Raw genomic sequence first — 24,131 nt, forward strand, 5'->3', positions numbered from 1 at the left:
GTTAGCCTTCAGCAGAAATCTTTATACTGGTATTTAATGCAGCTATGCCGGGTTCGTCTATCGGGATCAACCCGGCAGGCGCGATTTCCGTTGGCGAGACCCTGCATTTCAGCGCATAGACTTCGACGCCACGCCCCAAAGCGCGATCGAAGGCCCGGGCGTAGACCGGATCGAGATCGCCGCAAATGCGGAAGCGATCGCAATCATCGCGCTGGATCACGAACAGCATGACGGCGCGGTACCCGGCCTCGGCCATATCGCCCAGTTCTTCCAGATGCTTGGCGCCGCGCGCCGTCGCCGTGTCGGGAAATTCGGCAAGGCCCGGTTGCCGCATGAAATGGACGTTTTTGACCTCGACGTAGGTTGATGTCCGCAATGGGTCGGTCAAGAGCAGGTCGATGCGGGAACTGCGGCCGTAATTCTGCTCGCGTTTGACCGTCGTGTAATCGCCGAGATCCGAAACCTGCCCGAGAGCGATCGCCTCTGCCGCAATGCGGTTCGGCATGGCGGTGTTGACGCCGACCGTCGTTCCGTCGGCCTCGATCAGCTCGAAGACATGGCGGTATTTTCGCTTCGCCCCCTCATGCTCGGAGAGCCAGATGCGCGAGCCCGGCGCCGTCAGGCCGAGCATCGATCCGGTATTCGGGCAGGAACCGGTGATCAACGTTCCGTCCTCCAGCTCGGCATCGAAGAGGAAGCGCTTGTAGCGCGAAATCAGGCGGGCAGGGACGAGAGGTGAATGGAAGAGCATGGTCTTGCTATCGTCTATGCCCGTTCCATGACGAAGCTGCCAGGTGCCTGTTCCAGCGCGTTGAGAGCCTTGCCGCCGGGTTGGCGTGCTGCCGTCATGCGATGATCCTGCGCGAGAATCCATGAGTGCCAATGCGGCCACCAGGAGCCCGGCGTTTCATTCGCCTCAGTCAGCCAGTTTTCATAGTTGCCGCTCATCGAGCCGCCCGACCAAAACTGGTATTTGTGTTTGTCTGGCGGATTGACGACGCCGGCGATATGGCCGGAGCCCGTCACGACGAATTCCACCGGGCCGCCGAAATATTGGCTGCCGACGAAGACGGACTTGGCCGGCGCAATGTGATCCTCGCGCGTTGCCAGATTGTAGACGGGAATGCGCACGTCCTTCAGCGACAGCGTCTTGCCGTCGAGCACCATCTTGCCCTGGCTGAGCGCATTGTTGAGGTAGCAGTTGCGCAGATAGAAGGAATGGTTGGCCGCCGCCATGCGGGTGGAATCGGCGTTCCAGAACAGGAGGTCGAAGGGCAGAGGGTCCTGGCCCTTCAGATAGTTGTTGACGAAATAGGGCCAGATCAGTTCGGAGGCGCGCAGCATGTTGAAGGCCGTCGCCATCTTCGAGCCTTCGAGATAGCCAAGCACATTCATCTGCTCCTCGAGCGCCGCGATTTGCTCCTCGTCGACGAAAACCTTCAGGTCGCCCGCGAAGGTGAAATCGACCTGCGTCGTCAGGAAGGTCACCGTGCGGATGCGCTTGTTCTTTTCCTTGGCGTGAAGCGCCAGAGTGGCGGCGAGCAGCGTGCCGCCGACGCAATAGCCGACAGCATTGACCTCCCGCTCTCCGGTTGCCTTCTCGACCGTCTCCAGCGCGAAGTCGATGCCTTCGCGCGCATAGGACGTCCAGTCCTTTGCCGCATGCCGCTGATCGGGGTTCACCCAGGAGATGACGAAGACGGTGTGACCCTGCTCCACGCACCATTTAATGAAGGATTTCTGCGGGTTGAGATCGAGAATGTAGAATTTGTTGATCCAGGGCGGGCAGATCAGCAGCGGTCGCTTCAGCACCTTGTCCGTCGCCGGCTCATACTGGATCACCTGGCATACATCGCTTTGCGCGATCACTTTGCCGGGGGTCAGGGCCATATCGCGGCCGACAGCGAATTTCGTCATATCGGTCTGCCGCAGCCGCAGTTCACCGTGACCGAAGCTGATATCTTCGGCGAGCATCTTCATGCCGCGCACCAGGTTCTCGGCATTGGAAGCAATGGTTTCGCGATAGACCTGCGGGTTCGTTGCGACAAAGTTGGTCGGCGAAAAGGCGGCCGTGATCTGCTTCGTATAGAAAGCCGCCTTGTGACGGGTATGCTCGTCCAGCCCTTCGGCTTCGCCGACCAGTTTTTCCGCCCAATTCGACGTCAGAAGATAGGTCTGTTTCAGGAAGTCGAAGAAAGGGTTCTTCTGCCAGTCTTCGTCGGCGAAGCGCCTATCCTTGACCGGCTCAGCCTCTGCCTCGGCCGACGAATCGCCGCTGAGGCGCTGCATGGTTTTCGTCCAGAGACCGAAATAGCCGGAGAGGAGGTGGGTCTGCGCCTCCAGCGTCCGGCGGGGATCGGAGAGCCAGTATTCGCCGACCTTGGAGAGCGTCTTGACCATGTCGGTGAAGGGATCGGCGACCGTATCAACTTTTTCGCCGCGCTCGCGAGGCGCAAGCCATGCGGAGGCGGCCTTGCCGAGATTCTCCAGCGCACGGGCAAAGTTGACGGCCATCGCCTCGGGGTCCCTGACGATGTAAGGCTCGACTGACTTTGAATCAAAGCCTGGAAAGCCGCCATTACCTTCGTTGTTGTCCCGCTTGCTGTCGGTCACGCATCATCCTCCCGGCGGCAGCTCATGTCTTGTTTTCCATTTGTACATCTTGCGGGAAAAGGAATACAAGTCGAATGAAACGCAACCCTGCTCTTGCTTTGCTGCTGCGACAAATTTAACAGTCGCAACCCACAGCAAGGAATTGAGCAGGAAGACAATTATGGGCAGCGGCATGGTGGCAAGACTGAACCGGTATTCCGTACTCTGCGGTGCAATGTGCGGGATTCTCGCATTGACGCTTGCGGGTTGCTCGACGCCTGAGGAAAAGGCGGCCTTCGCCAAGCGCAAGCAGCCGCCTCAAGCCGTGATCGTAAAGCCCGCCAAGGGCAGCCAGGTCGAAGAAACCAGCACGCAGCAGCACTACAAGGACGGCTATCCTTCCTTCAACGCACCGCCGACGGCTGCAAACGTCCAGATCAACGATCAGCAGGCCGGAGACCTCGTCAAGCAGCTGACGGCGCTCGGATCGCAGCGCAAGGCCGGCACGATCTCGGAGGCCGAGTACCAGAAGCGCGTCGCCGAGATGCGCAAGCTCGCCGCCGAGCATGGCCCGGACACGCTGCAGGAAATTCAGAAAGAGAGCAGCGCTCAGCCGAGCCAGACGCAGAATTAACCTTGCGTTTCAGGCAATTTCGACGCAAAGCGTTCGGATAGGCCGAATTTGGATGTGTCTTATCGGTTAAGCGCACTTTGTCCGCGCAACCGCCCAAGATTCACCTTATCTTTCGAGTCAGCTAATTGCGGCGCCGCGATTCCAAGTTCGTATCGCGGCTCACCGGAAGATCGACGAACTTCATCGCGGTTGTGAGGGCCGCTGTCCCTGGGGAAAGAAATGGAAGAGTTTCATAAAGTCCGGCGTTTGCCGCCCTACGTTTTCGAACAGGTCAACCGTTTGAAAGCAAGCGCGCGAGCGGGCGGGGCGGACATTATCGATCTCGGCATGGGCAACCCCGACCTTCCGACCCCGAAGGCAATCGTCGACAAGCTGTGCGAAGTGGTTCAGGACCCGCGCACGCATCGCTATTCGTCGTCCAAGGGTATTCCCGGCCTTCGCCGGGCACAGGCCGCTTATTACGCTCGCCGTTTCGGCGTCAAGCTCAACCCGGATACGCAGGTGGTCGCCACCCTCGGCTCCAAGGAAGGCTTCGCCAATATGGCGCAGGCGATCACTGCGCCGGGCGATGTCATTCTCTGCCCGAACCCAACCTATCCGATCCATGCCTTCGGCTTCCTGATGGCCGGCGGCGTGATCCGCTCGATACCGGTCGAGCCCGATGACAGCTTCTTCCCGCCGCTGGAGCGGGCCGTGCGCCATTCGATCCCGAAGCCGCTGGCGCTCATCCTGAACTATCCGTCGAACCCGACGGCCTATGTGGCGACGCTCGATTTCTACAAGGAAGTCGTCGCGTTTGCGAAGAAGCACGACATCATCGTGTTGTCGGATCTGGCCTATTCGGAAATCTACTTCGATGACGCGCCGCCGCCATCCGTTCTGGAAGTTCCGGGTGCTATCGACGTCACGGTCGAGTTCACCTCGATGTCGAAGACCTTCTCGATGCCCGGCTGGCGCATGGGCTTCGCCGTCGGCAACGAGCGGCTGATCGCGGCGCTGACGCGCGTCAAGTCCTATCTCGATTACGGCGCCTTCACGCCGATCCAGGTAGCGGCGACCCATGCGCTCAACGGTGACGGTTCCGACATCGCCGAAGTGCGCAGCATCTACAAGCGGCGCCGCGACGTTCTGGTCGACAGCTTCGGCAAGGCAGGCTTCGACGTGCCGCCGCCGGCGGCAACGATGTTTGCCTGGGCGAAGATCCCGGAGAAGTTCCGTCATCTCGGCTCGCTGGAATTCTCCAAGCTGCTGGTCGAGAAGGCCGACATTGCGGTTGCTCCGGGCATCGGCTTCGGCGAGCAGGGCGACGATTATGTCCGCATCGCACTCGTTGAGAACGAGCATCGCATCCGGCAGGCGGCGCGCAATCTGAAGCGCTTCCTCTCGACTGCCGACGAGACGATGCACAATGTCATTTCGTTGAACGCTCATCGTTAATATCGCGCGGCAGCCGTTCTCGCGGCTGCCGTTCCCAATACTGATCAGGAATTTTCTATGGCAGATGCCCTCAAAATCGGCATTGCGGGCTTGGGCACCGTTGGTGCCTCGCTCGTCCGCATCATCCAGAGCCGCGCTAACGAGCTTGCCGTTACCTGCGGTCGTCCCGTCAAGATCGTCGCCGTCACCGCGCGCGATCGCACACGGGATCGTGGCATCGATTTGACAGGCATCGAATGGTTCGGCGGCCCGGTTGATCTCGCGCAGAAGGCCGATATCGATGTGTTCGTCGAGCTGATCGGCGGTTCCGAGGGTGCTGCCAATGCCGCCGTGCGCGCCGCTCTGGCGCGTGGCCTGCATGTCGTCACCGCCAACAAGGCGCTGCTTGCCTATCACGGTGTCGAGCTTGCGCAGATCGCCGAAGAGAAGGGCGCCTTGCTCAACTTCGAAGCGGCTGTTGCCGGCGGCATTCCGGTCATCAAGGCCCTGCGCGAATCCCTGACGGGCAATACGATTTCGCGTATCTACGGCATCATGAACGGCACCTGCAACTACATCCTGACCCGGATGGAGAAGGAAGGCCTGTCATTCGCCGATTGCTTGAAGGAAGCGCAGCGCCTCGGCTACGCCGAAGCCGATCCGGCTTTCGACATCGAAGGCAATGATACGGCCCACAAGCTCGCCATCCTGACGACACTTGCCTTTGGCAATCGCATCGCGGCCGACGACATCTATCTCGAGGGCATCACCAACGTCTCCATCGAGGATATCCGCGCCGCCGCCGATCTCGGCTATCGTATCAAGCTGCTCGGCGTCGCCCAGCGCACCGAGAGCGGCATCGAACAGCGCGTGCATCCGACCATGGTGCCGCTCGATTCGGTCATCGCCCAGGTCGATGGCGTCACTAATGCGGTCGCTATCGAATCCGATATCCTCGGCGAACTGCTGATGGTCGGCCCCGGTGCCGGCGGCAATGCGACGGCCTCCTCCGTGCTCGGCGACATCGCCGATATCGCCAAGAGCCGTCCGGGCGAACAGCGCGTGCCTGTGCTCGGTCATCCGGCCAAGGCGCTCGAGCCTTACCGCAAGGCGCAGATGCAGAGCCATGAAGGCGGCTATTTCATCCGCCTGACCGTTTTCGACCGCACGGGCGTTTTTGCAAGCGTCGCGACCCGCATGGCTGAAAACCACATCTCGCTTGAATCGATCGTCCAGCGCTCGAAGCAGCATCTTTCGCCCTCCGATCACCAGACGATCATCCTCGTCACTCATGCGACGACGGAGGATTCGGTGCGCAAGGCGGTTGCTTCCATCAAGAACGAGGGTTACCTCGTCGGCGAACCGCAGGTCATCCGTATCGAGCGGCCGAAAGAATAGGCTGATAGCGGCGGCGTATCTTACAGATAGGCCGCCCTCAAATTCCGGGAGAGATGGTGGAAGAACCGGTCGATCCAGTTCAGCGGGCATTTTTGGGTGTCGAGCGCTCGGTGTCCGGCAATCGCTGGGTTTCCCGGCTCGATCAGGCCGGTCAGAACAGGGCGCTCGCCATTGCGCAGACGCATGGCTTGCCGGAGCTGATCGCCCGCGTGCTTGCCGGCCGCGGCGTCGGACAGGACGAAGCCATGGCCTTCCTCGATCCGACCATCCGCGGCCTGATGCCGGACCCGCATCTGCTGACCGATTGCGAAAAGGCGGCAAAGCGTCTCCTCCAGGCGATCAAGAAGGGTGAGACAGTCGCGATCTTCGGCGATTACGATGTCGACGGCGCCGCCTCATCGGCGCTGCTCTATCGCTTCCTGACGCATTTCGGCGTTGCCGCCAGCATCTATATTCCCGACAGAATCTTCGAAGGCTACGGCCCCAATCCCACCGCCATCGGCCAGCTTATCGACAATGGCGCGACGCTGATCGTGACGGTCGATTGCGGCTCCACCAGCTTCGAATCGCTTGAGGTGGCGAAGACGCGGGGTATCGATGTCGTCGTCATCGATCACCATCAGGTGGCGCACGAGCTGCCGCCATGCCATGCCCTGGTGAATCCGAACCGCGAGGATGATCTGTCGGGGCAGGGGCATCTCTGTGCCGCCGGCGTCGTCTTCATGGTATTGGTCGCGGCCTTGCGGCTGCTGCGCGAGGCGGGCGATTCCCGCGTGCGTTCGATCGATCTGCTTGCCCTGCTCGACATCGTCGCGCTGGCGACCGTTTGCGATGTCGTGCCGCTGAAGGGCCTCAACCGCGCCTATGTCGTCAAGGGGCTGATTGCCGCCCGCCATCAGGGCAATCCCGGCCTTGCCGCTCTGTTCCGCAAGGCGGGGCTCGCCGGCCCCGTTACGCCCTACCATTTCGGCTTCCTCATTGGTCCGCGCATCAATGCCGGCGGCCGTATCGGCGATGCCGCGCTCGGCGCGCGCTTGCTGACGCTGGAGGATACCGGCGAGGCCGAGACCATCGCCGCCAAGCTCGACGAGCTCAACCGCGAACGCCAAGCCATGGAGGCCGCCATGCTACAGGAGGCCGAAGGCGAGGCGCTGGCGGAATATGGCAATGGCGACGGCGCCTCCGTCATCATCACGGCGCGGGAGAACTGGCATCCCGGCATCGTCGGTCTGATCGCCTCGCGCCTCAAGGACAAGTTTCGCCGGCCGGCCTTCGCCATTGCCTTCGATCCGACGGGTAAGGGCACCGGCTCCGGCCGCTCCATCAATGGTTTCGACATGGGCCGCATGGTGCGTGCGGCCGTCGATGCCGGTCTACTGGTCAAGGGCGGCGGCCATGCCATGGCAGCCGGGCTGACGGTGGAGCGAGGTAATCTCGGCAAGCTGCGCGCCTTCTTCACGGAAAAGGCGGAGAAGCAGGTTGCCGGCCTGGTGGCGAGTGAAACTCTGAAGATCGACGGCGCGCTCGGCGCAAGCGGCGCGACCGTGGAGCTCATCGACAGGCTTGAGACGGCCGGTCCCTATGGTTCGGGCCATCCGCAGCCCGTCTTTGCGCTTCCGAGCCACAGGCTGCGCGATTCCCGCCTCGTCGGCCAGTCGCATATCAAGATCACGCTGGAGGCGATGGACGGCGGCCGCGTGGATGGCATCGCCTTCCGCGCGGCGGAAACGCCGCTGGGCGAGCTGCTGATGTCGTCTCGTGGCGCGCAGATCCATGTCGCCGGGACGCTCGGTGCCGACCATTGGCAGGGAAGCCGCCGCGTGCAGCTGCGCGTCACGGACGCGGCCAAGGCTCCGTAAGAGAAATCACTCACGTCGCCGCTTTAGGAAGCAAAATCAACGATTTCGAGGAGAAGAACAGTGGCACGCCCTAGGGGAGTCGAACCCCTCTTTACAGAATGAAAATCTGTCGTCCTAACCGATAGACGAAGGGCGCGTGCTGTGGCGCCCTTATAGTCAGCACCTTTTGTTCCCGCAAGCGGAAAATCGAGAAAAATCCCAGAAAAATCCATGACTAGAGGCAGATTTTTCGAGGCGCCTGTGGAAAACGTCGGGACATCGCGAGATGGTACGCCCTAGGGGAGTCGAACCCCTCTTTACAGAATGAGAATCTGTCGTCCTAACCGATAGACGAAGGGCGCAGGCGAGACCTAGATAGGAATAGCCTATTGCGTCCGCAAGCGGTAGTCCAATTGAATTGACTGTGGGGGGAACAACAACAGTGGCACGCCCTAGGGGAGTCGAACCCCTCTTTACAGAATGAAAATCTGTCGTCCTAACCGATAGACGAAGGGCGCGTGCAGCTGTTGTGTGGCGCGCTTATAGCGGGGTGATTTCATTCCTGCAAGCGGCAATTTTGCTTTTTCGTGGAAAAAATGACAGATGGGTGAAACCGCCGTCGGCCCTGAATAAGTGAGATTTAACAGGCTCTTGCCGGCGACATTGAAGAATCCCTGGAAACGCGGGCTCTTTACTGGCCGTTCGCGCCTTGTACAGGCTGCACCAGCAGCTTGCCGTTCTGGGGCTGGTTCTTCGCGGCTATGAACTGTGCCAGGGCGGCCGCTTGTCTGCCATTCAGTTCATGGACATTCGGGTTCGGTGTTGCCGCAACGCCTGAGGATGTCACCTGCGCAACGGGCTGCGGCGAAGCGGCAGCCGGCGAGGTAGCATGGCGGATGACGGGCGGCGGCAGCATATCGGCCGACGTGCGGCCGTTCGGCACGGCGGCGGCGCCCATCGTCTGCGGTGCTGCGGTCTGCATGGCAGCCGGCGGTGTGCTGTAGACGCTGCGCATCATTGGCGTGATGGCCTGGCCGCCGTCAGGCTGGGTGTTGGCGAGCGTCCCGTCCGGATTGACGGCGATCGGCGGCGGTGCGGAATAGATACTGCTTCTATTCGCATTGACGCCGGTCGGCTGCGTGACCAGGCCGGCAATGCCGGTTTGCCCGTCTGCAGGCGCAGCGGCCGCAGGGGCCTGATAGAACGCTTGATTCTGCTGGGCGACGATCTGCTGGCGCGTGCCGTTGACGCTATGCACCAGCGGGTCGCGATAGGCGATATCGCCCTTGCGTCGCCGGGCATCGGCCTTGTTGTTCATGTCGTCCGCGAGCTGCTCGGCCGCCGTCGGCTGGGCCGCGGGCGTGACTTCCGATGTCTCCGTCGGCTTTTTGGCGGTGGTTGCGCAACCCGCAATCATCACAAATGAAGCAATGACGGCAATTGTGCTTGCTAGCTTCTTCCGGCCGTATAAAATCCGTTGATCGCACATAGGACGTCCCCTGCAAAAAGGTTTGCATCGGAACGGCCTCCTGCGAGGGACGACGATATCGCACGCGCCGACTGGGAACGGTGACCGCGCGACATCCGATGCATGATGCTTCGAGTCGTCCAAGCATGCCGGAGGATGGGCATGGGCGGCAAGCGCGAAACGGATGGCTCCGCGCGTGCCGTAAGCCTCGCGAAAGCTAGCGTCTTACCAGGAGCCGGTATTGGGCATGGAGGCCCAGGGCTCGGCGGAGGGAAGATTGGCGCCCTTCTGCAGGATCTCGATGGAAATGCCGTCCGGAGAACGCACGAAAGCCATGTGGCCGTCGCGCGGCGGGCGGTTGATCGTGATACCGTTGTCCATCAGCTTCTGGCAGGTCGCGTAGATGTCGTCGACCTCATAGGCAAGGTGGCCGAAATTGCGTCCGCCGCTATAGTCTTCCGGGTCCCAGTTGTAGGTCAGTTCCAGGCTGGGGGCACCGTTGCTGCGGGACGATTCGGCATCCTCGCTGGCTGCAAGGAAAACGAGCGTATAACGACCTTTCTCGTTTTCGTAGCGGCGGGTTTCGAGAAGCCCGAACAAGGTGCTATAAAAATGCAACGAGGCGTCGAGATCGGTGACGCGAACCATCGTATGGAGATAACGCATTCTATTTCCTCTCTTAATGTTGGGCCGGGCGGATCTTCGATCGAAGCACCAGCTTCGCGCAAGTCATTGGAGCAATAATCTTAGGGTGGGAATAAACGAAAACTAGGACTTGCGCTTTTCCGTTACCAAGATGTTAATCTTGATATCAGGGAATCAGTTAACCGTAACAGTGTGACGCGTAATCGAGGGCTGGCTAAGATGGGTGACAGAATTTCATCGAAGGGAGTTGACGACTTCGAGGAGATGTCGGGCGATACCGTCGAGCTCATCGAAATCTCAGGCGTCGTCAAGTGGTTCGATGTCGCCAAGGGGTTCGGTTTTATCGTGCCTGATAACGGCATGCAGGATGTCTTGCTGCATGTGACGTGCCTGCGCCGCGACGGATATCAGACGATTCTCGAAGGAACCCGCATCGTTGCGCTGATCCAGCGCCGGGAGCGGGGCTTCCAGGCTTTCAAGATCCTCTCCATGGATCAATCGACCGCAGTGCATCCCTCGCAGATGCCGCCAGTGCGCACGCATGTGCAGGTGACGGCGACGAGCGGTCTGGAACGCGCTCTGGTGAAGTGGTTCAACCGCACCAAGGGCTTCGGCTTCCTGACGCGCGGCGAAGGCACGGAGGATATCTTCGTACACATGGAAACGCTGCGTCGCTTCGGCCTTGCCGAGTTGCGGCCGGGGCAGGTGGTGCTTGTCCGCTTCGGGCCGGGCGAAAAGGGCCTGATGGCGGCGGAAATCCATCCGGATGCGCCAAGCCCGGTTACGCGGCCGCACTGACATGAAGAGAGACATGTTTCTCGGAGTTTTGAAAAGCGCCATCTTGGCGCTTTTTCTCGTTGGGGCTATCGCGCCAGCGTCTTTCGCGGCGCAGACCGCAGGACAGCAGTCGATGGCCTTCGATTCGGAACCGCTCTCGATCGCATCGCCCAAGGGCCAGGTTCATAAGTTCACCGTGGAATTGGCGCTGACGGCGCCGCAGCTTGAATTCGGCCTGATGTATCGCGACAAGATGCCGGCCGATCACGGCATGCTGTTCGATTTCGGCACACCGCGGCCTGTCATGATGTGGATGAAGAATACCAAGCTGTCGCTCGACATGCTGTTTCTGGATCAAAAGGGCGTCGTCACCCATATCCAGGAAAATGCCGTGCCCTTTTCGGAGGCGATCATCGGCTCTGGCGGCCCGGTTGCCTATGTCATCGAGCTGAACGGCGGAGTGGTCAGGAAACTCGGCCTTGCCGTCGGCGACAAGGTGACGAGCGCGACCATTTCGGCAAAGCTCGACAAGTAGATTTTCATCGGGGAAGATTTGCCCGGCAAGATTTTACCTGTTGCAGCGGGCAGGTGAACCGTGTATCTCCCCACTCGTTCCGCAGGGCCACACGCCCGGCGGTTCGGAAATCAGGACATGATCCTTTATGTGATCATCCTGAGACGGTACGGAGTGTAGCGCAGTCTGGTAGCGCATCTGGTTTGGGACCAGAGGGTCGGGAGTTCGAATCTCTCCACTCCGACCATTAACTGAATTCATCCCGAAGTTTGAGACCTGCGAACGGCGGCAATTGCAATTCTGCGCTGCCAATCGTTTCCTGGTGTCTGATAGCTTTGGCGGCTTTGGTTTGACGGCCGTCAATCGTTGTTAGGCACCGAAGGTGGCTGCCGCGTGAGTATCCAATAGTCTCGACCCGTCACCCTTTCGAAGCAACGAATTTCGTCGCCGAAGCCGAGACGTCGATAGAAGGGTAGGCTCAGGGGATTGAAGGTCTCCAGGAAGCAAGTCGCGCCGTGGCGATCGGCCCGGTTCACCGTCAGTTCGATCAGGCGTTGCGCCAGTCTCTGCCCTTGCGCCGCCGGCCGCACGCCCAGTATCGATAGATACCAGGCATCGGCAAGGTGAGGGGGCACTTTTGTCGCCATGGATTCGGAGATCCGCAGATAGGCGTCGAAGCCCGCACGTCCCAGCAGCGCCGCCAACGCTTGTTTGCGAGCGGCAATATATCGTGCCGCATCCTCGTCGGTCGCTTCATTGGTATGCCATATGGCCGCACCGTCAGTGCCCGCATACTGGACTTCGCCAATTCCCCGCGCTTCGGCAATGGCGAGATCAAAATACTGGGCCAGAACTGTTTGCCTCTTCCTTTCATCCCCATCCGATTCGACCGTCATGGCGCGATAGAACGGATCATCAACAAGTGCTTCCGCAAGGGAGGTGCTTACGGGTGAAATCTGGGTCACAAACAACTCCGGCAACGGAGGGAGGGCACGGCGTGACGTGGCATTGCCGGTTTGGGCGTCGCCTGTGATGCGCCTGCGGGAGCGCCCCGATTTATCTTGGGACGTAGGCGCTGCCAGGCCCTGTGCAAAATGAAGTCGAGGCGAAAGCGCGATGAGCCTCGTGCAGATCACTTGCTAAAGGGAGGTGCCCTTTCGAGAATCAGTGGATGAACTGCAGGGCCATGAGACCCAGTGTCGCCAAAGCGGAGGACACCGTCAAAACAATCAGTACCGAAGTCGACATCATATCGCTCCCCCAAAGTCTCACTGCAAACGAGGGGTGTTGCTTACAGGAATGGAAGCGGGCTGTCGCGTGACACCAGGCGTGACACGGTAATCATGCGCTGCTTGCCCGCCTTGAACGGCTGCGTTGCAAGCGGAATGTCCAGGAATGGTTCGAGTTTGCCGTCTCCCTGCCGCTTGGCGCGGCGTATGGCAGGCGTGAGCATGTCGTGTCACCGTTCTTTCATGGCTTGCTCCGCTCGGAGAAGTCATGCGGATTTCGGCTGCTTTTTGCTTGAAAACAAAGGGATTCACAGCTAAGCAAAAATCGAGATGCCATCGGTCTGAAAAGGCCGCAGCAAGACAAATGAAGCACAAAGGCGGGTCGCTCCCGCTTTATTCGGAGGCGCTGCAGCAATGCCTGCCAAGATTTATCGTCCCGCAAAGACCGCCATGCAGTCCGGCAAGGCCAAGACCCATCTCTGGGTTTTGGAGTTCGATCAGGAAACGCCGCGCAAGATCGATCCGATCATGGGCTATACGTCGTCGGGCGATACGCGCCAGCAGCTGAAGTTGACGTTCGACACGCAGGAGCAGGCGGAAGACTACGCCAAGCGCGAAGGCATCGACTATCGCGTCATTCCGCCAAAGGACCCCATCCGGCAGGTCGTATCCTATACCGACAACTTCCGCTTCAACCGCATCCAGCCCTGGACTCACTGAAGCCAAGCACTTATTGAACGCCGCCCATTGAGTTTGCTGGCGGTTTCAGGCATGTGTTGCCCGCCGCGCGCAAGATGCGGCAAGGCTTCACGGCCCCTTAGCTCAGCTGGATAGAGCACTTGCCTTCTAAGCATGTGGTCACAGGTTCGAATCCTGTAGGGGTCGCCATTTCTCCGATAAGATTTTGCGTGCGGCGGCTTGGCTTGCCGCTATCCAAGTGCCATCGGCGCTATGCCGCCGTTCAGTTCGCCACCCCCGGCCAGCCGCCGGGCGCTTTTGGCCTCGTGGCATCGACCGCCATCTGGATGAGGTCGTAACCGTACATCACCCCGGCCAGCTTGATGACGATGATGGCGACGCTCAAGAGCGCAAGCCCACCGATGATTCTGTCGCTTTTTTTCACGGCGCGCTTCCCCTGACGTCTCGTGAATCCCGCGTCATTCGCGGCGTTGACCAGTATATCGCGTTTTGCGGGAAGTGCTACGGGGCTTGTTCACGTCGCCAGCCGTCCGGCCGCGACGAGCAGGAGGCAGCCCGCAGTGCCTTCGATCCATCTGCGCCGGCGATCGCTGAAGGGGCCGCGGGAGCCGACGGCCGCGATGACGAGGCTCAGCAAGGCATAGACGGCGGCGCACAGGCCGATGAAGACCGCCGACAGCAGGCAGGCCTGCTGGGCGATGCTGCCATCATGGCTTATGAACTGCGGCAGGATGGCAAAATAGATCATCATGCCTTTGGGATTGAGGGCGGCCGTCAGAAAGCCGCGGCGAAACCTGTTGGTCGCAGCCTTTGAAGATAACGGCGTCACCCCGTCGCTTTTCATGGAGGATGCAATGAGCCGGAAGGCGAGGTAGCTCAGATAGGCGATGCCGAGCCATCTCAGCGCTGCAAACAGCAGCGGCGAGGCGGCTATGATGGCGGCCACGCCAAGCGCTGCCAGCGCCGAATGCACGATGTAGCCGACGCAGATGCCTGCGGTCGAACGCAACCCGGCAGTAACGCCCCCAGACATCGCCTGCGATGCCACGAATAGCATGTCCGGCCCCGGCGTACAGATGAGCGGCAGCACGGTGGCTGCAAAGAAAAGGAGATTGGCGTTTTCCATGAATGGAAGCCTAATGGCTCATCAGCGCAATCGGCTTGCGAAGATGCCAATTTCTGTCAGCTTATTGGCATCGGATTTCAAGAATTTGAACATATGGACGGGAGATGCCAATGCGGCTGGATGAGATCGACAGACGCATCCTGCGCGCGCTGCAACGCGACGGGCGGATTCAGAATGTGGAGCTGGCAAGAGAGGTCGGGCTTTCGCCATCGCCCTGCTTGCGGCGCGTCAAGCTTCTTGAGGACGCGGGCATTATCGATCGCTACGTGGCTGTGGTAGATCCGGTCAAGGCGGGCCTGCCGCTTTCGATGTTTGCCCGCGTCTGGCTGACGGCGCAGGATGCGGAGACGATCGACCGCTTCATCGCTGCCATGAAGAAGCTGCCGCAGGTGATGGAATGCTACATCATGCTCGGCGAGAGCGACGCATTGCTGCGCGTCGCCGTCTCCGATCTCGATGATTACAGGCGGTTCCAGTCGACGCATCTGACGAAGGTCAACGGCATCCAGAACGTCAAGACCGACGTGCCGAGCGAGATCGTCAAGCAGACATATGCGCTGCCTTTGCGGTAAACGGCCGCGTTTCGTCGAGCGCCGTCCATGAAGGACAATCATCTAAAAACCCGCCGGCTGCGCTGCAGCGGCGGGTTCGTTTCATTCGATCTCTGCCGGATCAGTGCAGGATCTGGCTGAGGAAGAGCTTGGTGCGCTCATGCTGCGGATTGTCGAAGAATTCCTTCGGCGAATTCTGTTCGACGATCTGGCCCTGGTCCATGAAGATGACGCGGTTGGCAACCTGACGGGCGAAGCCCATTTCGTGGGTCACGCACAGCATCGTCATGCCCTCTTCGGCAAGACCGACCATGGTGTCGAGCACTTCCTTGATCATTTCCGGATCGAGCGCCGAGGTCGGCTCGTCGAACAGCATGATCTTCGGGTTCATGCAGAGCGAGCGGGCGATCGCCACGCGCTGCTGCTGACCGCCGGAAAGCTGGCCGGGATATTTCTTCGCCTGTTCCGGGATCTTGACGCGGGTGAGGAAGTGCATGGCGATTTCTTCCGCCTGCTTCTTCGGCATCTTGCGCACCCAGATCGGCGCCAGGGTGCAGTTTTCCAGAATGGTCAGGTGCGGGAAGAGATTGAAGTGCTGGAACACCATGCCGACTTCGCGGCGCACTTCATCGATCTTCTTCAGATCGTTGGTGAGCTCGACGCCATCGACGATGATCTGGCCCTTCTGGTGCTCTTCCAGGCGGTTGACGCAGCGGATCATCGTCGACTTGCCCGAGCCGGAAGGGCCCGCAATGACGATGCGCTCGCCGCGCATGACCTTCAGATTGATATCGCGCAGCACGTGGAAATCGCCGTACCACTTGTTCATGTTGATCATGTCTACCGCGACCTCGGTCTCGGAGATGGTCATTTTTTTCGATTGGGCTTCAGCCATTTATATTTCCCTCAATTTTATCGCTTGTGGCCGGTGTCGAGATGGCGTTCCACAAAGCCTGAATAGCGCGACATGCCGAAGCAGAACAGCCAAAAAACGAATCCTGCAAATACCAAACCCGTGATTGGGGTTACAGCGCTCGCCCAATTGGCATCAGAGAAGTTCTGGCGGACGATGCCGAGCAGATCGAACATGCCGATGATCGCCACGAGCGACGTGTCCTTGAACATGCCGATATAGGTGTTGACGATGCCGGGGATGACCAGCTTGATCGCCTGCGGCAGAATGATCAGTCGCATCTTCTGCCAGTAGCCGAGGCCGAGCGAGTCGGCGCCCTCGAACTGACCCTTCGGTATGGCCTGCAGGCCGCCGCGAATGACTTCGGCCATATAGGCCGAAGTGAAGATCGCAACGCCGACGACGGCGCGCAACAGCTTATCCACCGTCCAGCCCTGCGGCATGAACAACGGCAGCATGTAGCTTGCCATGAACAGCACCGTGATCAGCGGAACGCCGCGGATGATCTCGATGAACGCCACGCAGAGCATGCGGACCACTGGCATCTTGGAGCGGCGGCCGAGTGCAAGCACGATGCCGAACGGGAAGGAGACTGCGATCGCAACGAAAGCGATCACCAGTGTCACGAGCAGGCCGCCCCATCTTTCCGTTTCGACGGTCTCAAGGCCAAAGCCCCCGTGGAGTAGGAAGAACGAAACAACCGGCAGCACGAAGAACGCCAGGATAGCGTTCAATCCCTTCCTGGGAACGGATGGTATCAGCAGCGGCGCGAAGCTGACGATCATCAGGATGCAGACGAGTATGGGGCGCCAGCGCTCGTCCGGCGGATAGAGGCCAAACATGAAGATGGCGAATTTCGCGCGGATGAAGGCCCAGCAGGCAGCGTTCCAGCCGTCCGGCTGCGTTCCGCCCTGAACCGTGGTGGCGCAGAAGGTGCGGTCGGTTCCGCTCCAGACTGCATTTATGAACAGCCAGTCGACCAAGTGCGGGATCGCCCAGGCAAGGAGGGTGATCGCAAGCACGGTCAGGACGATGTCCTTCGGCGTGGCAAACAGGTTCTTTTTCAACCAGTGCCATGCGCCTTTTTCGCTGGCGGGAGCCGGCTGTGCCACAAGAAGCGTCTTGCTGACGAAGTTTTGATCTACGCCCGACATCTTATCTCTCCACCAGAGCCATCTTGGCGTTGAACCAGTTCATGAACAGCGACGTTACGATGCTCAAAACGAGATAGATGATCATCCAGATGATGACGACTTCAACGGCTCTTCCGGACTGGTTGAGAATGACGCCGCCGACGGCGACGACATCGGCGTAACCGATGGCGATCGCGAGCGAGGAGTTCTTGATGAGATTAAGGTATTGGCTCGTCAGCGGTGGAATGATGATGCGCATGGCCTGTGGGATGACCACCAGCCTGTTGATGGCTGAAGCGCGAAGGCCGAGTGCACCGGCGGCTTCCGACTGACCTTTTGCCACGCCGCGAATGCCGGCGCGCACGATCTCGGCGATATAGGTCGCCGTGTAAAGTGACAAGGCCAGAAGGAGAGCGAGGAACTCCGGTCCGATGACTGTCCCGCCCGTCAGGTTGAATTTGCCCGCAACCGGATAGTCGAAGGAGAGCGGCATGCCCATGACCAGGAAGACCAGTAGCGGCAGCCCGACCAATATGCCGATCGACACCCAGATCGTATGAAATTGCTGGCCGGTTGCCGCCTGTCGCTTGTGCGCCCAGCGCGCCACAAGGAACACGACGGCGATGGCGATGAGGAAAGCAATGCCGACGGCCCACATGCCCTGGCCGAAGATCGGGCTGGGGAAGGCGAGGCCGCGATTGCTGAGATAGCTGGAGAAGGGCAGATGCACGGCATCGCGCGCCTGCGGCAACAGCACGAGAACGCCGCTGTACCAGAAGAAGATCACGAGCAGAGGCGGGATATTGCGGAACAGTTCGACATAGGCCTGAGAAAGCTTCGCGATCAGCCAGTTGTTTGAAAGCCTGCCTATGCCGACGACGAAGCCGACGATCGTCGCAGCAACGATGCCCACAGCCGATATGAGCAGCGTGTTGAGCAGGCCGACGAGGAGCGCGGTGGCATTGGTGGAATCGCTGGAATAGGGGATGAGTGCCTGTCCCAGGTTGAAGCCGGCGCGGCCTTCGAGGAAGGTGAAGCCGAATGAGCGGTTCAACGCGCGCAGATTGTCCATCGTATTGGTGACGATGAACCAGCAGATAGCAGCCAGAATGATAATCGTAATGGCCTGGTAGAACGCACCCCTCACTTTGGGGTCGTACAGCGCCGCCGATATGGGTGAGCGCTCGCCTTCAGGCGAATTTACAGTAATTGCCATATAGAGTTTTTCCCCAATGTGCCTGTTTCAGGCTTGTTTTCTTGAGGTGAGAAAGGCGGGTTGCCGCCTTTCTCCATAAGTTAGCCGCTAACCGCTTAGCGGACCGGAGGCGCGTACTGGATACCGCCCTTGCTCCACAGCGCGTTGAGGCCGCGGGCGATCTTCAGCGGGCTGCCGGCACCGATGTTGCGGTCGAAGACTTCGCCGTAATTGCCGACACCCTTGATGACGTTGTAGGCCCAGTCATTGGTGAGACCCAGGTCGGTGCCGATCGTGGAGCCCTGCTCGGCGCCAAGGAAGCGTTTGATATCCGGGTTTGCCGAGCCCTTCATCTCGTCGACGTTCTTCTGCGTGATGCCGAACTCTTCGGCATTGACCATCGCATACGCCGTCCAGCTGACGATGTTGAACCACTGGTCGTCACCCTGGCGAACGGCCGGGCCGAGCGGCTCCTTGGAGATGATTTCAGGCAGAACGACGTTGTCGTCTGGGTTCTTCAAGGTCAGGCGCAGAGCGTAGAGACCGGACTGGTCGGTGGTGTAGACGTCGCAACGGCCGGAATCATAGGCCGTGTTGACTTCCTCGAGCTTGTCGAAGACCACCGGATTGTACTGCAGGTTGTTGGTCTTGAAATAGTCGGCGAGGTTCAGTTCCGTCGTCGTGCCGGACTGCACGCAGATGGCGGCACCCGAAAGCTCAAGCGCGGACTTCACGTTCAGCTCCTTGCGGACCATGAAGCCCTGGCCGTCATAATAGGTGACGGGGCGAAACTTGAGGCCGAGCGCCGTGTCGCGGTTGATGGTCCAGGTGGTATTACGGGAAAGCACGTCGATTTCGCCGGACTGCAGCGCGGTGAAGCGATCCTTGGCGCTGAGAGGCGTATACTTTACCTTGGTCGCATCGCCGAATACGGCGGAAGCGACGGCCTTGCAGAAATCGATGTCGAAACCGGCCCAGTTACCGGAGGCGTCTGGCTGTGCGAAGCCGAGAAGGCCCGTATTCACGCCGCATTGAACGAAGCCCTTCGCCTTTACGTCGCTCAGCGTCGAAGCGGATGCGCCGGACGCGGTGTAAGCCAAGGCTGCGGCTCCGAAGAATACGGAGAGAGCAAACTTTTTCATTTTCCCTACCTTTGTCTATTTGTTTTATAGTTAAAGTGTATCGCCTCCGAAGCAGGTTCTTGGAGAACCATGTTCCTTCCCTTTCCCGGTGCGAGTGGCGCTATCACAGTCGTAAATGGTGTAGCGGTCAAGAGATCGCCCCGATTATTGCGGATTTATTCGGCATTTTCGCCTTACGCTGCCGAAAAATGGGCATTTGGCGTCAAAATGAGCGGCATTTTGCCAAAAATCTGCGCGAAAATGCGGTTTGCGCTGCGATTTTCGCTATTTTAGCCTTCGAATAATGTGGTCCTAATGAACGGATCGGGGGTTGACCGGGGAGGGCTTGGTCGCCACAAATCCAGTTTCCCGCAGCGCCAAGGGCATATCCGGACATGAAAGACAAAGACACATTCCTGCAAAACGCCGGCATCAACACGCGTTTGTCCCATATCGGCAATTCGCCATTCGACTACCACGGCTTCGTCAATCCGCCCGTGGTGCATGCCTCGACGGTGCTTTTCCCGAATGCGCGCGTGATGGAGACGCATGACCAGAAATATACCTACGGCACGCGCGGCACGCCGACGACGGATGCGCTTTGCGATGCGATCGATGCGCTGGAAGGATCGGCCGGAACGGTGCTCGTCCCCTCCGGGCTTGCGGCGGTCACCGTGCCATTCCTGGCCTACCTGTCCGCGGGCGATCATGCCTTGATCGTTGATTCGGTTTATGGTCCCACGCGCTTCTTCTGCGATACCATGCTGACCCGTCTCGGCATCGAGGTCGAATATTACGATCCTTTGGTCGGTGCCGGCATCGAACAACTGATCAAGCCGAACACAAAGCTGGTCCATACCGAGGCGCCGGGTTCCAATACCTTTGAAATGCAGGATATCCCGGCGATCTCGGCTGCAGCGCACCAGCACGGCGCGGTTGTGACCATGGACAATACCTGGGCGACGCCGCTCTATTTCAAGCCACTCGACTACGGTGTCGACGTCTCGATCCATGCGGTGACGAAATATCCGGCCGGCCACTCCGACATTTTGATGGGAACCGTTTCGGCCAATGAAGCGCATTGGAAGCAATTGCTTGATGCCCACGGCCAGCTTGGCATCTGCGGCGCGCCTGACGACGCCTATCAGGTGCTGCGCGGCCTGCGCACCATGGGCGTGCGCCTTGAGCGCCACCAGGAAAGCGCGCTTGCGGTTGCGCAGTGGCTCGAGGGCAGGGAGGAAGTCGCCCGCGTGCTGCATCCGGCATTGCCGAGCTTCCCCGGCCACGCGCTGTGGAAGCGCGACTTCAAGGGCGCCAGCGGGATCTTCTCTTTCGTTCTTGCCGTCGATGATCCCCGGAAGTTCAAGGTGAAGGCACATGCCTTCCTTGATGCCCTGCGTATTTTCGGTCTCGGCTATTCCTGGGGCGGCTTCGAAAGCCTTGCCCTGCAGGTCAATCTGAATGACCGGCGCGTGACCAAGGCGCCGACGGAGGGGCCGGTCATCCGCCTGCAGATCGGCCTGGAAGACGTCGCCGATATCAAGGCGGACATCGAGAAGGGCTTTGCCGCTGCAAAAGAGGCCTGATCAGCCGATCGCGCGATAGCCGTAGATCCAGTCCATGTCCGCCGCGAGGCTTTGCGGCGGGCGAAGCGAGAGAACGAGATCGCGCGCCAGGCGGATCGGGCCGCCGGCGTGATAGGCAAATTGATTGAAGGCGGCGCGCTGGCGCAGGCGTGCGATCCGCGGCGCCCGGTGCTTTTCGTAGAGTTCGAAAGCTTCGGCCGGCGTGCGGGCGGAAAGCAGCCCGGCAAGCTCGAAGGCATCCTCGATCGCCATGGCTGCGCCTTGCGCGGCAAACGGCATCATCGCATGCGCGGCGTCGCCGATCAGGATCGTGTCGCGGCCATTGTGCCACCGTCCCGCCTTCATCTCATAGAGCGGCCAGAAGCTTGCCTGCTCCTGGTTTTCCAGCAGGCGCAGGATCGCACTGTTCCATCCGGAAAAGCCGCGTAGCATCTGCTCGCGCTGAGCTTTGCTGCCGGCAGCGCCCCAATCACGGCTAGTGCTGCTGCCGGAGACGATGGCGACGATATTGAAGGCGGCATTTTCCCGGATGGGGTAGCAGACGAGATGGCTGGAAGAGCCGAGGAAAGCCGTGACACTTGTCTCGTTAAGAATCGCGGGTGCGGCCGCCTCGGCAATGGAGAAGCGCCAGGCAATATTGCCCGAGAAGAGAGGCGAGGGCGCGCCGGGCACCATCGCATGTGCCTTCGACCAGACACCATCGGCCCCGATAACGAGATCGAATTCTCGGCCGGCGGCTTGCTCCAGTGCCTGCTTGTCCCTGATGTCGATGTGCCGCCCGAGATGCAGTCTGCAAAGCGCATTGGAGGTTACGGCATCGAGGAGCGCATTTTGCAGGGTGGCGCGATGCGCGGCTCCATAGGGTGCGCCCCAACGCTCCCTCGCAAAATTGCCGCAGGGAATGGATGCGACGGGCCGCAGCGACGAGCCGGAGACCAGATGGACCGCTTCCGGCTCGAGCCAGACATGCCGAAGCGCCTCGAGCACGCCGAGCGTGTCGAGGATGCGGGAGGCATTAGGGGAAATCTGCAGGCCCGCGCCGACTTCGGTCAGCGCCTCTGCCTGTTCGAACACATCGGAGGCTATCCCATGTCTTGCCAGCGCCAGCGCCGCCGTCAATCCGGCTATTCCGGCGCCGATGATTGCGGCTGCTTTGATCGGCATTTCTCTATGTCCGATCGAAGGCTACGGGGTCACGCTGCCTTGAAGTGGAAGACGCAGCCGGCCGGGTTGGTCTGGTCCGCCTTCAGCGACGGATTGTAGCGGTAGAGCGTGGAGCAGTAGGAGCAGACCTTCTCGCTTTCGTCGCCGAGATCGATGAAGATGTGCGGATGATCGTAGGGAACCGAGGCGCCGGTGCACATGAATTCCTTCACGCCGATTTCGATGACGCGATGTCCGCCGTCGTTCTGGAAATGGGGAATATTATGGCCGGCCATGATGATCTCCGAATGCGTTCTGCCGTAAGCGGCATGAATGTTGCGCCAGACTTGGTAGCCCCTCTTTATAATCCTTCTTCCCGATTGTGTAGTGCGAAAGTCCGGCTTGATGCAGAGATTTTCGCAGGCGTAGGGTTCATTTGATATCGCCGATAAAATATGGTCCGGCGCCAACACGACCCAGTATGTAAAGACGAAGCCAATGAATTTGAATGCTCCTCCGATGTCCCATTTTGTCAGAGACGGCTTGAAGCTTGCCTTTTTCGATGAAGGCGATCCGAGCGGACTGCCGGTGCTGCTGATCCACGGTTTCGCCTCGACCGCGATTGCGAACTGGGTCAATCCCGGCTGGCTGAAGACGCTCGGCGAGGCGGGTTATCGCGTCATCGCCATCGACAATCGCGGCCACGGCTTGAGCGACAAGCTCTATGATGCCGATGTCTATCATCCCTGGATCATGGCCGAAGATGCCGTTGCTCTTCTCGACCATCTGGGCATATCAGAGGCGTATGTGATGGGTTATTCCATGGGCGCGCGCGTTGCTACTTTCATGGCCATCGCCCATCCCGATCGCGTCCGTTCGCTGGTGCTCGGCGGTCTCGGCATCGGCATGGTCGAGGGCGTCGGCGATTGGGACCCGATCGCCGACGCGCTGGTTGCGCCGTCGCTCGATGACGTCACGCATGCACGCGGGCGCATGTTCCGCGCCTTTGCCGAGCAGACGAAGAGCGACCGGCAGGCGCTTGCCGCCTGTATCCAGGGCTCGCGCGATCTGGCTTCGAGAGAAGACGTGGCGAAGATCGAGGCGCCGACGCTGATCGCCGTCGGCACCAAGGACGATATTGCCGGCTCCGGGCACGAACTGGCGGCACTGATGCCGAATGCCGAGGCGATCGACATCCCGAATCGCGACCACATGCTCGCCGTCGGCGACAAGATCTTCAAGACGGCCGTTCTGGAGTTCTATCAGCGCCTCGACAAGCGCTGAAATTCAGGTCACTTGCCGGTGAAATGCGGCTTTCGCCGCTCGGCGAAGGCGGCGCGGCCCTCGGCATAATCGGCGCTGTCGAAGGTTTCCGCTCCGATCACTTCCGCTTCTCGCAACAGGTCGCCATCCTGCTCGATGACGGCGCGGATCGCGAGTTTCGAGGCGTGTAGCGCGATCGGCGCATTGACGGCGATCGCATGGGCGAGGGCGGAGACTTCGCCATCGAATACATCTGCCTCGATTTCCTCCAGAAGGAAGCCGGCGGCAACCATCTTCTCGCCAGACATGGGCGCGCCGGTAAACAGCGTGACCTTCGCCATCTGCGCACCGAGCGCATTGACGATGTCCTGCACGGCATCGGCCGGATAGGCGATGCCGAGGCGAACGGCTGGCACGGCAAACCGCGCACCTCGTTCAGCGATCCGCAGATCGCAGGCCGCCGCCAACCCGAAGCCACCGCCGTAGCAAATGCCGCGGATCGCCGCGATCGTCGGCACGCGGCAGTGACGGAGAGCCTCGAAAGCCTGGCTGTTCAGCGCTTCGTAGGCGATTGCGGTCTCGGAATTCCTGCGCACTCTGTCGAATTCGCTGATATCGGCACCGGCCGAAAAATCCGCGCCAATGCCGCGCAGAACGATGACATGCGCGTGCGCTTCATCGGTCAGAATGCGTACGGCCTGCGGGATAGCGCGCCACATGGCGGCCGTCACTGCATTCTTTCTGTCGGGGTTGCCGATCGTGATCGTGCCTATCGCGTCACTGCCTGTCGCGCGAATGAGACCGCCGGCAAAATCATGCTCGAAATTCATGCGCGACCAACCCATTTGTCTTGTGTGGCATTTATTCTATATAATGCACCCCTGACAGAA

25 protein-coding genes and 5 tRNA genes are annotated in these 24,131 nt (G+C 60.1%); 12 read left to right on the forward strand and 18 right to left on the reverse strand.

Annotated elements, in window-relative coordinates; all coding sequences use genetic code 11:
* Position 1: 1 nt before the first annotated feature.
* Positions 2 to 751, reverse strand: coding sequence for a DNA/RNA nuclease SfsA (gene sfsA / locus ACIQWP_RS22640; RefSeq protein ID WP_402792471.1), 750 nt, complete (start codon positions 749 to 751; stop codon positions 2 to 4).
* Between the two features lie 14 nt (positions 752 to 765).
* Positions 766 to 2,613, reverse strand: a complete 1,848-nt coding sequence (locus ACIQWP_RS22645; protein ID WP_402792474.1) for a PHA/PHB synthase family protein — start codon at positions 2,611 to 2,613, stop codon at positions 766 to 768.
* Positions 2,614 to 2,773: 160 nt separating this feature from the next.
* Here ACIQWP_RS22645 and ACIQWP_RS22650 point away from each other — a divergent pair, with 160 nt between their 5' ends.
* From ACIQWP_RS22650 to recJ, 4 genes are all read left to right on the forward strand, one after another.
* Entirely contained in the window at positions 2,774 to 3,226 is a 453-nt protein-coding gene (locus ACIQWP_RS22650; protein WP_402792476.1) for a hypothetical protein, read from the forward strand.
* Positions 3,227 to 3,445: 219 nt separating this feature from the next.
* On the forward strand, positions 3,446 to 4,663 hold the full coding sequence (locus ACIQWP_RS22655; protein WP_402792479.1) for an LL-diaminopimelate aminotransferase: 1,218 nt from the start codon (positions 3,446 to 3,448) through the stop codon (positions 4,661 to 4,663).
* Between the two features lie 57 nt (positions 4,664 to 4,720).
* Entirely contained in the window at positions 4,721 to 6,040 is a 1,320-nt protein-coding gene (locus ACIQWP_RS22660) for a homoserine dehydrogenase (RefSeq protein WP_402792482.1), read from the forward strand.
* Between the two features lie 56 nt (positions 6,041 to 6,096).
* Entirely contained in the window at positions 6,097 to 7,899 is a 1,803-nt protein-coding gene (gene recJ / locus ACIQWP_RS22665) for a single-stranded-DNA-specific exonuclease RecJ (RefSeq protein WP_402792485.1), read from the forward strand.
* Positions 7,900 to 7,960: 61 nt separating this feature from the next.
* Here the strand turns inward: recJ and ACIQWP_RS22670 are convergent.
* From ACIQWP_RS22670 to ACIQWP_RS22690, 5 genes are all read right to left on the reverse strand, one after another.
* Positions 7,961 to 8,035 (reverse strand) — tRNA-Glu (locus tag ACIQWP_RS22670).
* Between the two features lie 130 nt (positions 8,036 to 8,165).
* Positions 8,166 to 8,240, reverse strand: a tRNA-Glu gene (locus tag ACIQWP_RS22675).
* Positions 8,241 to 8,321: 81 nt separating this feature from the next.
* Positions 8,322 to 8,396: transfer RNA gene (locus ACIQWP_RS22680), tRNA-Glu, on the reverse strand.
* Positions 8,397 to 8,569: 173 nt separating this feature from the next.
* On the reverse strand, positions 8,570 to 9,295 hold the full coding sequence (locus ACIQWP_RS22685) for a hypothetical protein (protein ID WP_402792488.1): 726 nt from the start codon (positions 9,293 to 9,295) through the stop codon (positions 8,570 to 8,572).
* A 276-nt stretch (positions 9,296 to 9,571) separates the two neighbouring features.
* Complete coding sequence (locus ACIQWP_RS22690) at positions 9,572 to 10,012, reverse strand: VOC family protein (RefSeq protein WP_402792491.1); 441 nt, start codon at positions 10,010 to 10,012, stop codon at positions 9,572 to 9,574.
* 198 nt (positions 10,013 to 10,210) lie between these two features.
* Between ACIQWP_RS22690 and ACIQWP_RS22695 the strand changes: the two genes are divergently transcribed.
* The 3 genes from ACIQWP_RS22695 (at position 10,211) to ACIQWP_RS22705 (ending at position 11,529) form a co-directional block, all read left to right on the forward strand.
* Positions 10,211 to 10,789: a cold-shock protein gene (locus ACIQWP_RS22695; RefSeq protein WP_402792494.1), complete on the forward strand. Its 579-nt coding sequence runs from the start codon at positions 10,211 to 10,213 to the stop codon at positions 10,787 to 10,789.
* Between the two features lies 1 nt (position 10,790).
* Entirely contained in the window at positions 10,791 to 11,303 is a 513-nt protein-coding gene (locus ACIQWP_RS22700) for a DUF192 domain-containing protein (protein ID WP_402792496.1), read from the forward strand.
* A gap of 149 nt (positions 11,304 to 11,452) precedes the next feature.
* A tRNA-Pro gene (locus ACIQWP_RS22705) sits at positions 11,453 to 11,529 on the forward strand.
* Between the two features lie 112 nt (positions 11,530 to 11,641).
* Here the strand turns inward: ACIQWP_RS22705 and ACIQWP_RS22710 are convergent.
* A complete protein-coding gene (locus ACIQWP_RS22710; protein ID WP_402792498.1) occupies positions 11,642 to 12,247 on the reverse strand; it encodes a GNAT family N-acetyltransferase in 606 nt (201 codons plus the stop codon).
* A gap of 326 nt (positions 12,248 to 12,573) precedes the next feature.
* The gene (locus ACIQWP_RS22715) at positions 12,574 to 12,735 is read right to left on the reverse strand and encodes a hypothetical protein (RefSeq protein ID WP_402792501.1); all 162 of its coding nucleotides are present in this window, start codon (positions 12,733 to 12,735) and stop codon (positions 12,574 to 12,576) included.
* 190 nt (positions 12,736 to 12,925) lie between these two features.
* Here ACIQWP_RS22715 and ACIQWP_RS22720 point away from each other — a divergent pair, with 190 nt between their 5' ends.
* Positions 12,926 to 13,231 (forward strand): ETC complex I subunit, encoded by a 306-nt coding sequence (locus ACIQWP_RS22720; protein ID WP_402792504.1) that lies wholly within the window; start codon positions 12,926 to 12,928, stop codon positions 13,229 to 13,231.
* A 91-nt stretch (positions 13,232 to 13,322) separates the two neighbouring features.
* Positions 13,323 to 13,399, forward strand: a tRNA-Arg gene (locus ACIQWP_RS22725).
* A 73-nt stretch (positions 13,400 to 13,472) separates the two neighbouring features.
* Here the strand turns inward: ACIQWP_RS22725 and ACIQWP_RS22730 are convergent.
* Both ACIQWP_RS22730 and ACIQWP_RS22735 read right to left on the reverse strand, forming a co-directional pair.
* Entirely contained in the window at positions 13,473 to 13,634 is a 162-nt protein-coding gene (locus tag ACIQWP_RS22730; RefSeq protein WP_402792507.1) for a hypothetical protein, read from the reverse strand.
* Between the two features lie 90 nt (positions 13,635 to 13,724).
* Entirely contained in the window at positions 13,725 to 14,336 is a 612-nt protein-coding gene (locus ACIQWP_RS22735) for a LysE family translocator (RefSeq protein ID WP_402792510.1), read from the reverse strand.
* Between the two features lie 104 nt (positions 14,337 to 14,440).
* Between ACIQWP_RS22735 and ACIQWP_RS22740 the strand changes: the two genes are divergently transcribed.
* A complete protein-coding gene (locus ACIQWP_RS22740; RefSeq protein WP_402792513.1) occupies positions 14,441 to 14,908 on the forward strand; it encodes an Lrp/AsnC family transcriptional regulator in 468 nt (155 codons plus the stop codon).
* Positions 14,909 to 15,008: 100 nt separating this feature from the next.
* Here the strand turns inward: ACIQWP_RS22740 and ACIQWP_RS22745 are convergent, their stop codons facing one another.
* The 4 genes from ACIQWP_RS22745 to ACIQWP_RS22760 form a co-directional block, all read right to left on the reverse strand.
* Entirely contained in the window at positions 15,009 to 15,782 is a 774-nt protein-coding gene (locus ACIQWP_RS22745; protein ID WP_402792516.1) for an amino acid ABC transporter ATP-binding protein, read from the reverse strand.
* Positions 15,783 to 15,799: 17 nt separating this feature from the next.
* On the reverse strand, positions 15,800 to 16,954 hold the full coding sequence (locus ACIQWP_RS22750) for an amino acid ABC transporter permease (RefSeq protein WP_402792519.1): 1,155 nt from the start codon (positions 16,952 to 16,954) through the stop codon (positions 15,800 to 15,802).
* Between the two features lies 1 nt (position 16,955).
* Positions 16,956 to 18,149 carry an amino acid ABC transporter permease gene (locus ACIQWP_RS22755; protein WP_402792522.1) on the reverse strand — a complete coding sequence of 398 codons (1,194 nt, stop codon included), beginning with the start codon at positions 18,147 to 18,149 and terminating at the stop codon, positions 16,956 to 16,958.
* Positions 18,150 to 18,244: 95 nt separating this feature from the next.
* Positions 18,245 to 19,270, reverse strand: a complete 1,026-nt coding sequence (locus tag ACIQWP_RS22760) for an amino acid ABC transporter substrate-binding protein (RefSeq protein WP_402792524.1) — start codon at positions 19,268 to 19,270, stop codon at positions 18,245 to 18,247.
* A 374-nt stretch (positions 19,271 to 19,644) separates the two neighbouring features.
* On the opposite strand from ACIQWP_RS22760, the gene ACIQWP_RS22765 reads away from it, so the two are divergent.
* Positions 19,645 to 20,835, forward strand: a complete 1,191-nt coding sequence (locus ACIQWP_RS22765) for a cystathionine beta-lyase (protein ID WP_402792527.1) — start codon at positions 19,645 to 19,647, stop codon at positions 20,833 to 20,835.
* Here ACIQWP_RS22765 and ACIQWP_RS22770 read toward each other — a convergent pair whose 3' ends face one another.
* Together ACIQWP_RS22770 and ACIQWP_RS22775 are read right to left on the reverse strand one after the other, a co-directional pair.
* Complete coding sequence (locus ACIQWP_RS22770; RefSeq protein WP_402792530.1) at positions 20,836 to 21,999, reverse strand: FAD-dependent monooxygenase; 1,164 nt, start codon at positions 21,997 to 21,999, stop codon at positions 20,836 to 20,838.
* 29 nt (positions 22,000 to 22,028) lie between these two features.
* On the reverse strand, positions 22,029 to 22,274 hold the full coding sequence (locus ACIQWP_RS22775) for a zinc-finger domain-containing protein (protein WP_047454665.1): 246 nt from the start codon (positions 22,272 to 22,274) through the stop codon (positions 22,029 to 22,031).
* 202 nt (positions 22,275 to 22,476) lie between these two features.
* On the opposite strand from ACIQWP_RS22775, the gene ACIQWP_RS22780 reads away from it, so the two are divergent.
* The gene (locus ACIQWP_RS22780; RefSeq protein ID WP_402792535.1) at positions 22,477 to 23,262 is read left to right on the forward strand and encodes an alpha/beta fold hydrolase; all 786 of its coding nucleotides are present in this window, start codon (positions 22,477 to 22,479) and stop codon (positions 23,260 to 23,262) included.
* A gap of 8 nt (positions 23,263 to 23,270) precedes the next feature.
* Here ACIQWP_RS22780 and ACIQWP_RS22785 read toward each other — a convergent pair whose 3' ends face one another.
* Positions 23,271 to 24,071 (reverse strand): enoyl-CoA hydratase-related protein, encoded by an 801-nt coding sequence (locus ACIQWP_RS22785; protein ID WP_402792538.1) that lies wholly within the window; start codon positions 24,069 to 24,071, stop codon positions 23,271 to 23,273.
* Positions 24,072 to 24,131: the final 60 nt, after the last annotated feature.

Source organism: Rhizobium sp. NPDC090279, assembly GCF_044769665.1.
Taxonomy (GTDB): Bacteria; Pseudomonadota; Alphaproteobacteria; order Rhizobiales; family Rhizobiaceae; genus Rhizobium.

Excerpts from the sequence above, each read along its gene's own strand:
- ACIQWP_RS22760 (WP_402792524.1), bottom strand. The coding sequence starts at position 19,270 with ATGAAAAAGTTTGCTCTCTCCGTATTCTTCGGAGCCGCAGCCTTGGCT.
- ACIQWP_RS22650 (WP_402792476.1), top strand. The coding sequence starts at position 2,774 with ATGGGCAGCGGCATGGTGGCAAGACTGAACCGGTATTCCGTACTCTGC.
- ACIQWP_RS22690 (WP_402792491.1), bottom strand. The coding sequence starts at position 10,012 with ATGCGTTATCTCCATACGATGGTTCGCGTCACCGATCTCGACGCCTCG.
- ACIQWP_RS22765 (WP_402792527.1), top strand. The coding sequence starts at position 19,645 with ATGAAAGACAAAGACACATTCCTGCAAAACGCCGGCATCAACACGCGT.
- ACIQWP_RS22695 (WP_402792494.1), top strand. The coding sequence starts at position 10,211 with ATGGGTGACAGAATTTCATCGAAGGGAGTTGACGACTTCGAGGAGATG.
- ACIQWP_RS22715 (WP_402792501.1), bottom strand. The coding sequence starts at position 12,735 with ATGCTCACGCCTGCCATACGCCGCGCCAAGCGGCAGGGAGACGGCAAA.
- ACIQWP_RS22735 (WP_402792510.1), bottom strand. The coding sequence starts at position 14,336 with ATGGAAAACGCCAATCTCCTTTTCTTTGCAGCCACCGTGCTGCCGCTC.
- ACIQWP_RS22775 (WP_047454665.1), bottom strand. The coding sequence starts at position 22,274 with ATGGCCGGCCATAATATTCCCCATTTCCAGAACGACGGCGGACATCGC.
- ACIQWP_RS22785 (WP_402792538.1), bottom strand. The coding sequence starts at position 24,071 with ATGAATTTCGAGCATGATTTTGCCGGCGGTCTCATTCGCGCGACAGGC.
- ACIQWP_RS22720 (WP_402792504.1), top strand. The coding sequence starts at position 12,926 with ATGCCTGCCAAGATTTATCGTCCCGCAAAGACCGCCATGCAGTCCGGC.
- ACIQWP_RS22745 (WP_402792516.1), bottom strand. The coding sequence starts at position 15,782 with ATGGCTGAAGCCCAATCGAAAAAAATGACCATCTCCGAGACCGAGGTC.
- ACIQWP_RS22750 (WP_402792519.1), bottom strand. The coding sequence starts at position 16,954 with ATGTCGGGCGTAGATCAAAACTTCGTCAGCAAGACGCTTCTTGTGGCA.
- ACIQWP_RS22770 (WP_402792530.1), bottom strand. The coding sequence starts at position 21,999 with ATGCCGATCAAAGCAGCCGCAATCATCGGCGCCGGAATAGCCGGATTG.
- ACIQWP_RS22685 (WP_402792488.1), bottom strand. The coding sequence starts at position 9,295 with ATGATTGCGGGTTGCGCAACCACCGCCAAAAAGCCGACGGAGACATCG.
- ACIQWP_RS22655 (WP_402792479.1), top strand. The coding sequence starts at position 3,446 with ATGGAAGAGTTTCATAAAGTCCGGCGTTTGCCGCCCTACGTTTTCGAA.
- ACIQWP_RS22700 (WP_402792496.1), top strand. The coding sequence starts at position 10,791 with ATGAAGAGAGACATGTTTCTCGGAGTTTTGAAAAGCGCCATCTTGGCG.
- ACIQWP_RS22755 (WP_402792522.1), bottom strand. The coding sequence starts at position 18,149 with ATGGCAATTACTGTAAATTCGCCTGAAGGCGAGCGCTCACCCATATCG.
- ACIQWP_RS22780 (WP_402792535.1), top strand. The coding sequence starts at position 22,477 with ATGAATTTGAATGCTCCTCCGATGTCCCATTTTGTCAGAGACGGCTTG.
- ACIQWP_RS22660 (WP_402792482.1), top strand. The coding sequence starts at position 4,721 with ATGGCAGATGCCCTCAAAATCGGCATTGCGGGCTTGGGCACCGTTGGT.
- sfsA (WP_402792471.1), bottom strand. The coding sequence starts at position 751 with ATGCTCTTCCATTCACCTCTCGTCCCTGCCCGCCTGATTTCGCGCTAC.
- ACIQWP_RS22740 (WP_402792513.1), top strand. The coding sequence starts at position 14,441 with ATGCCAATGCGGCTGGATGAGATCGACAGACGCATCCTGCGCGCGCTG.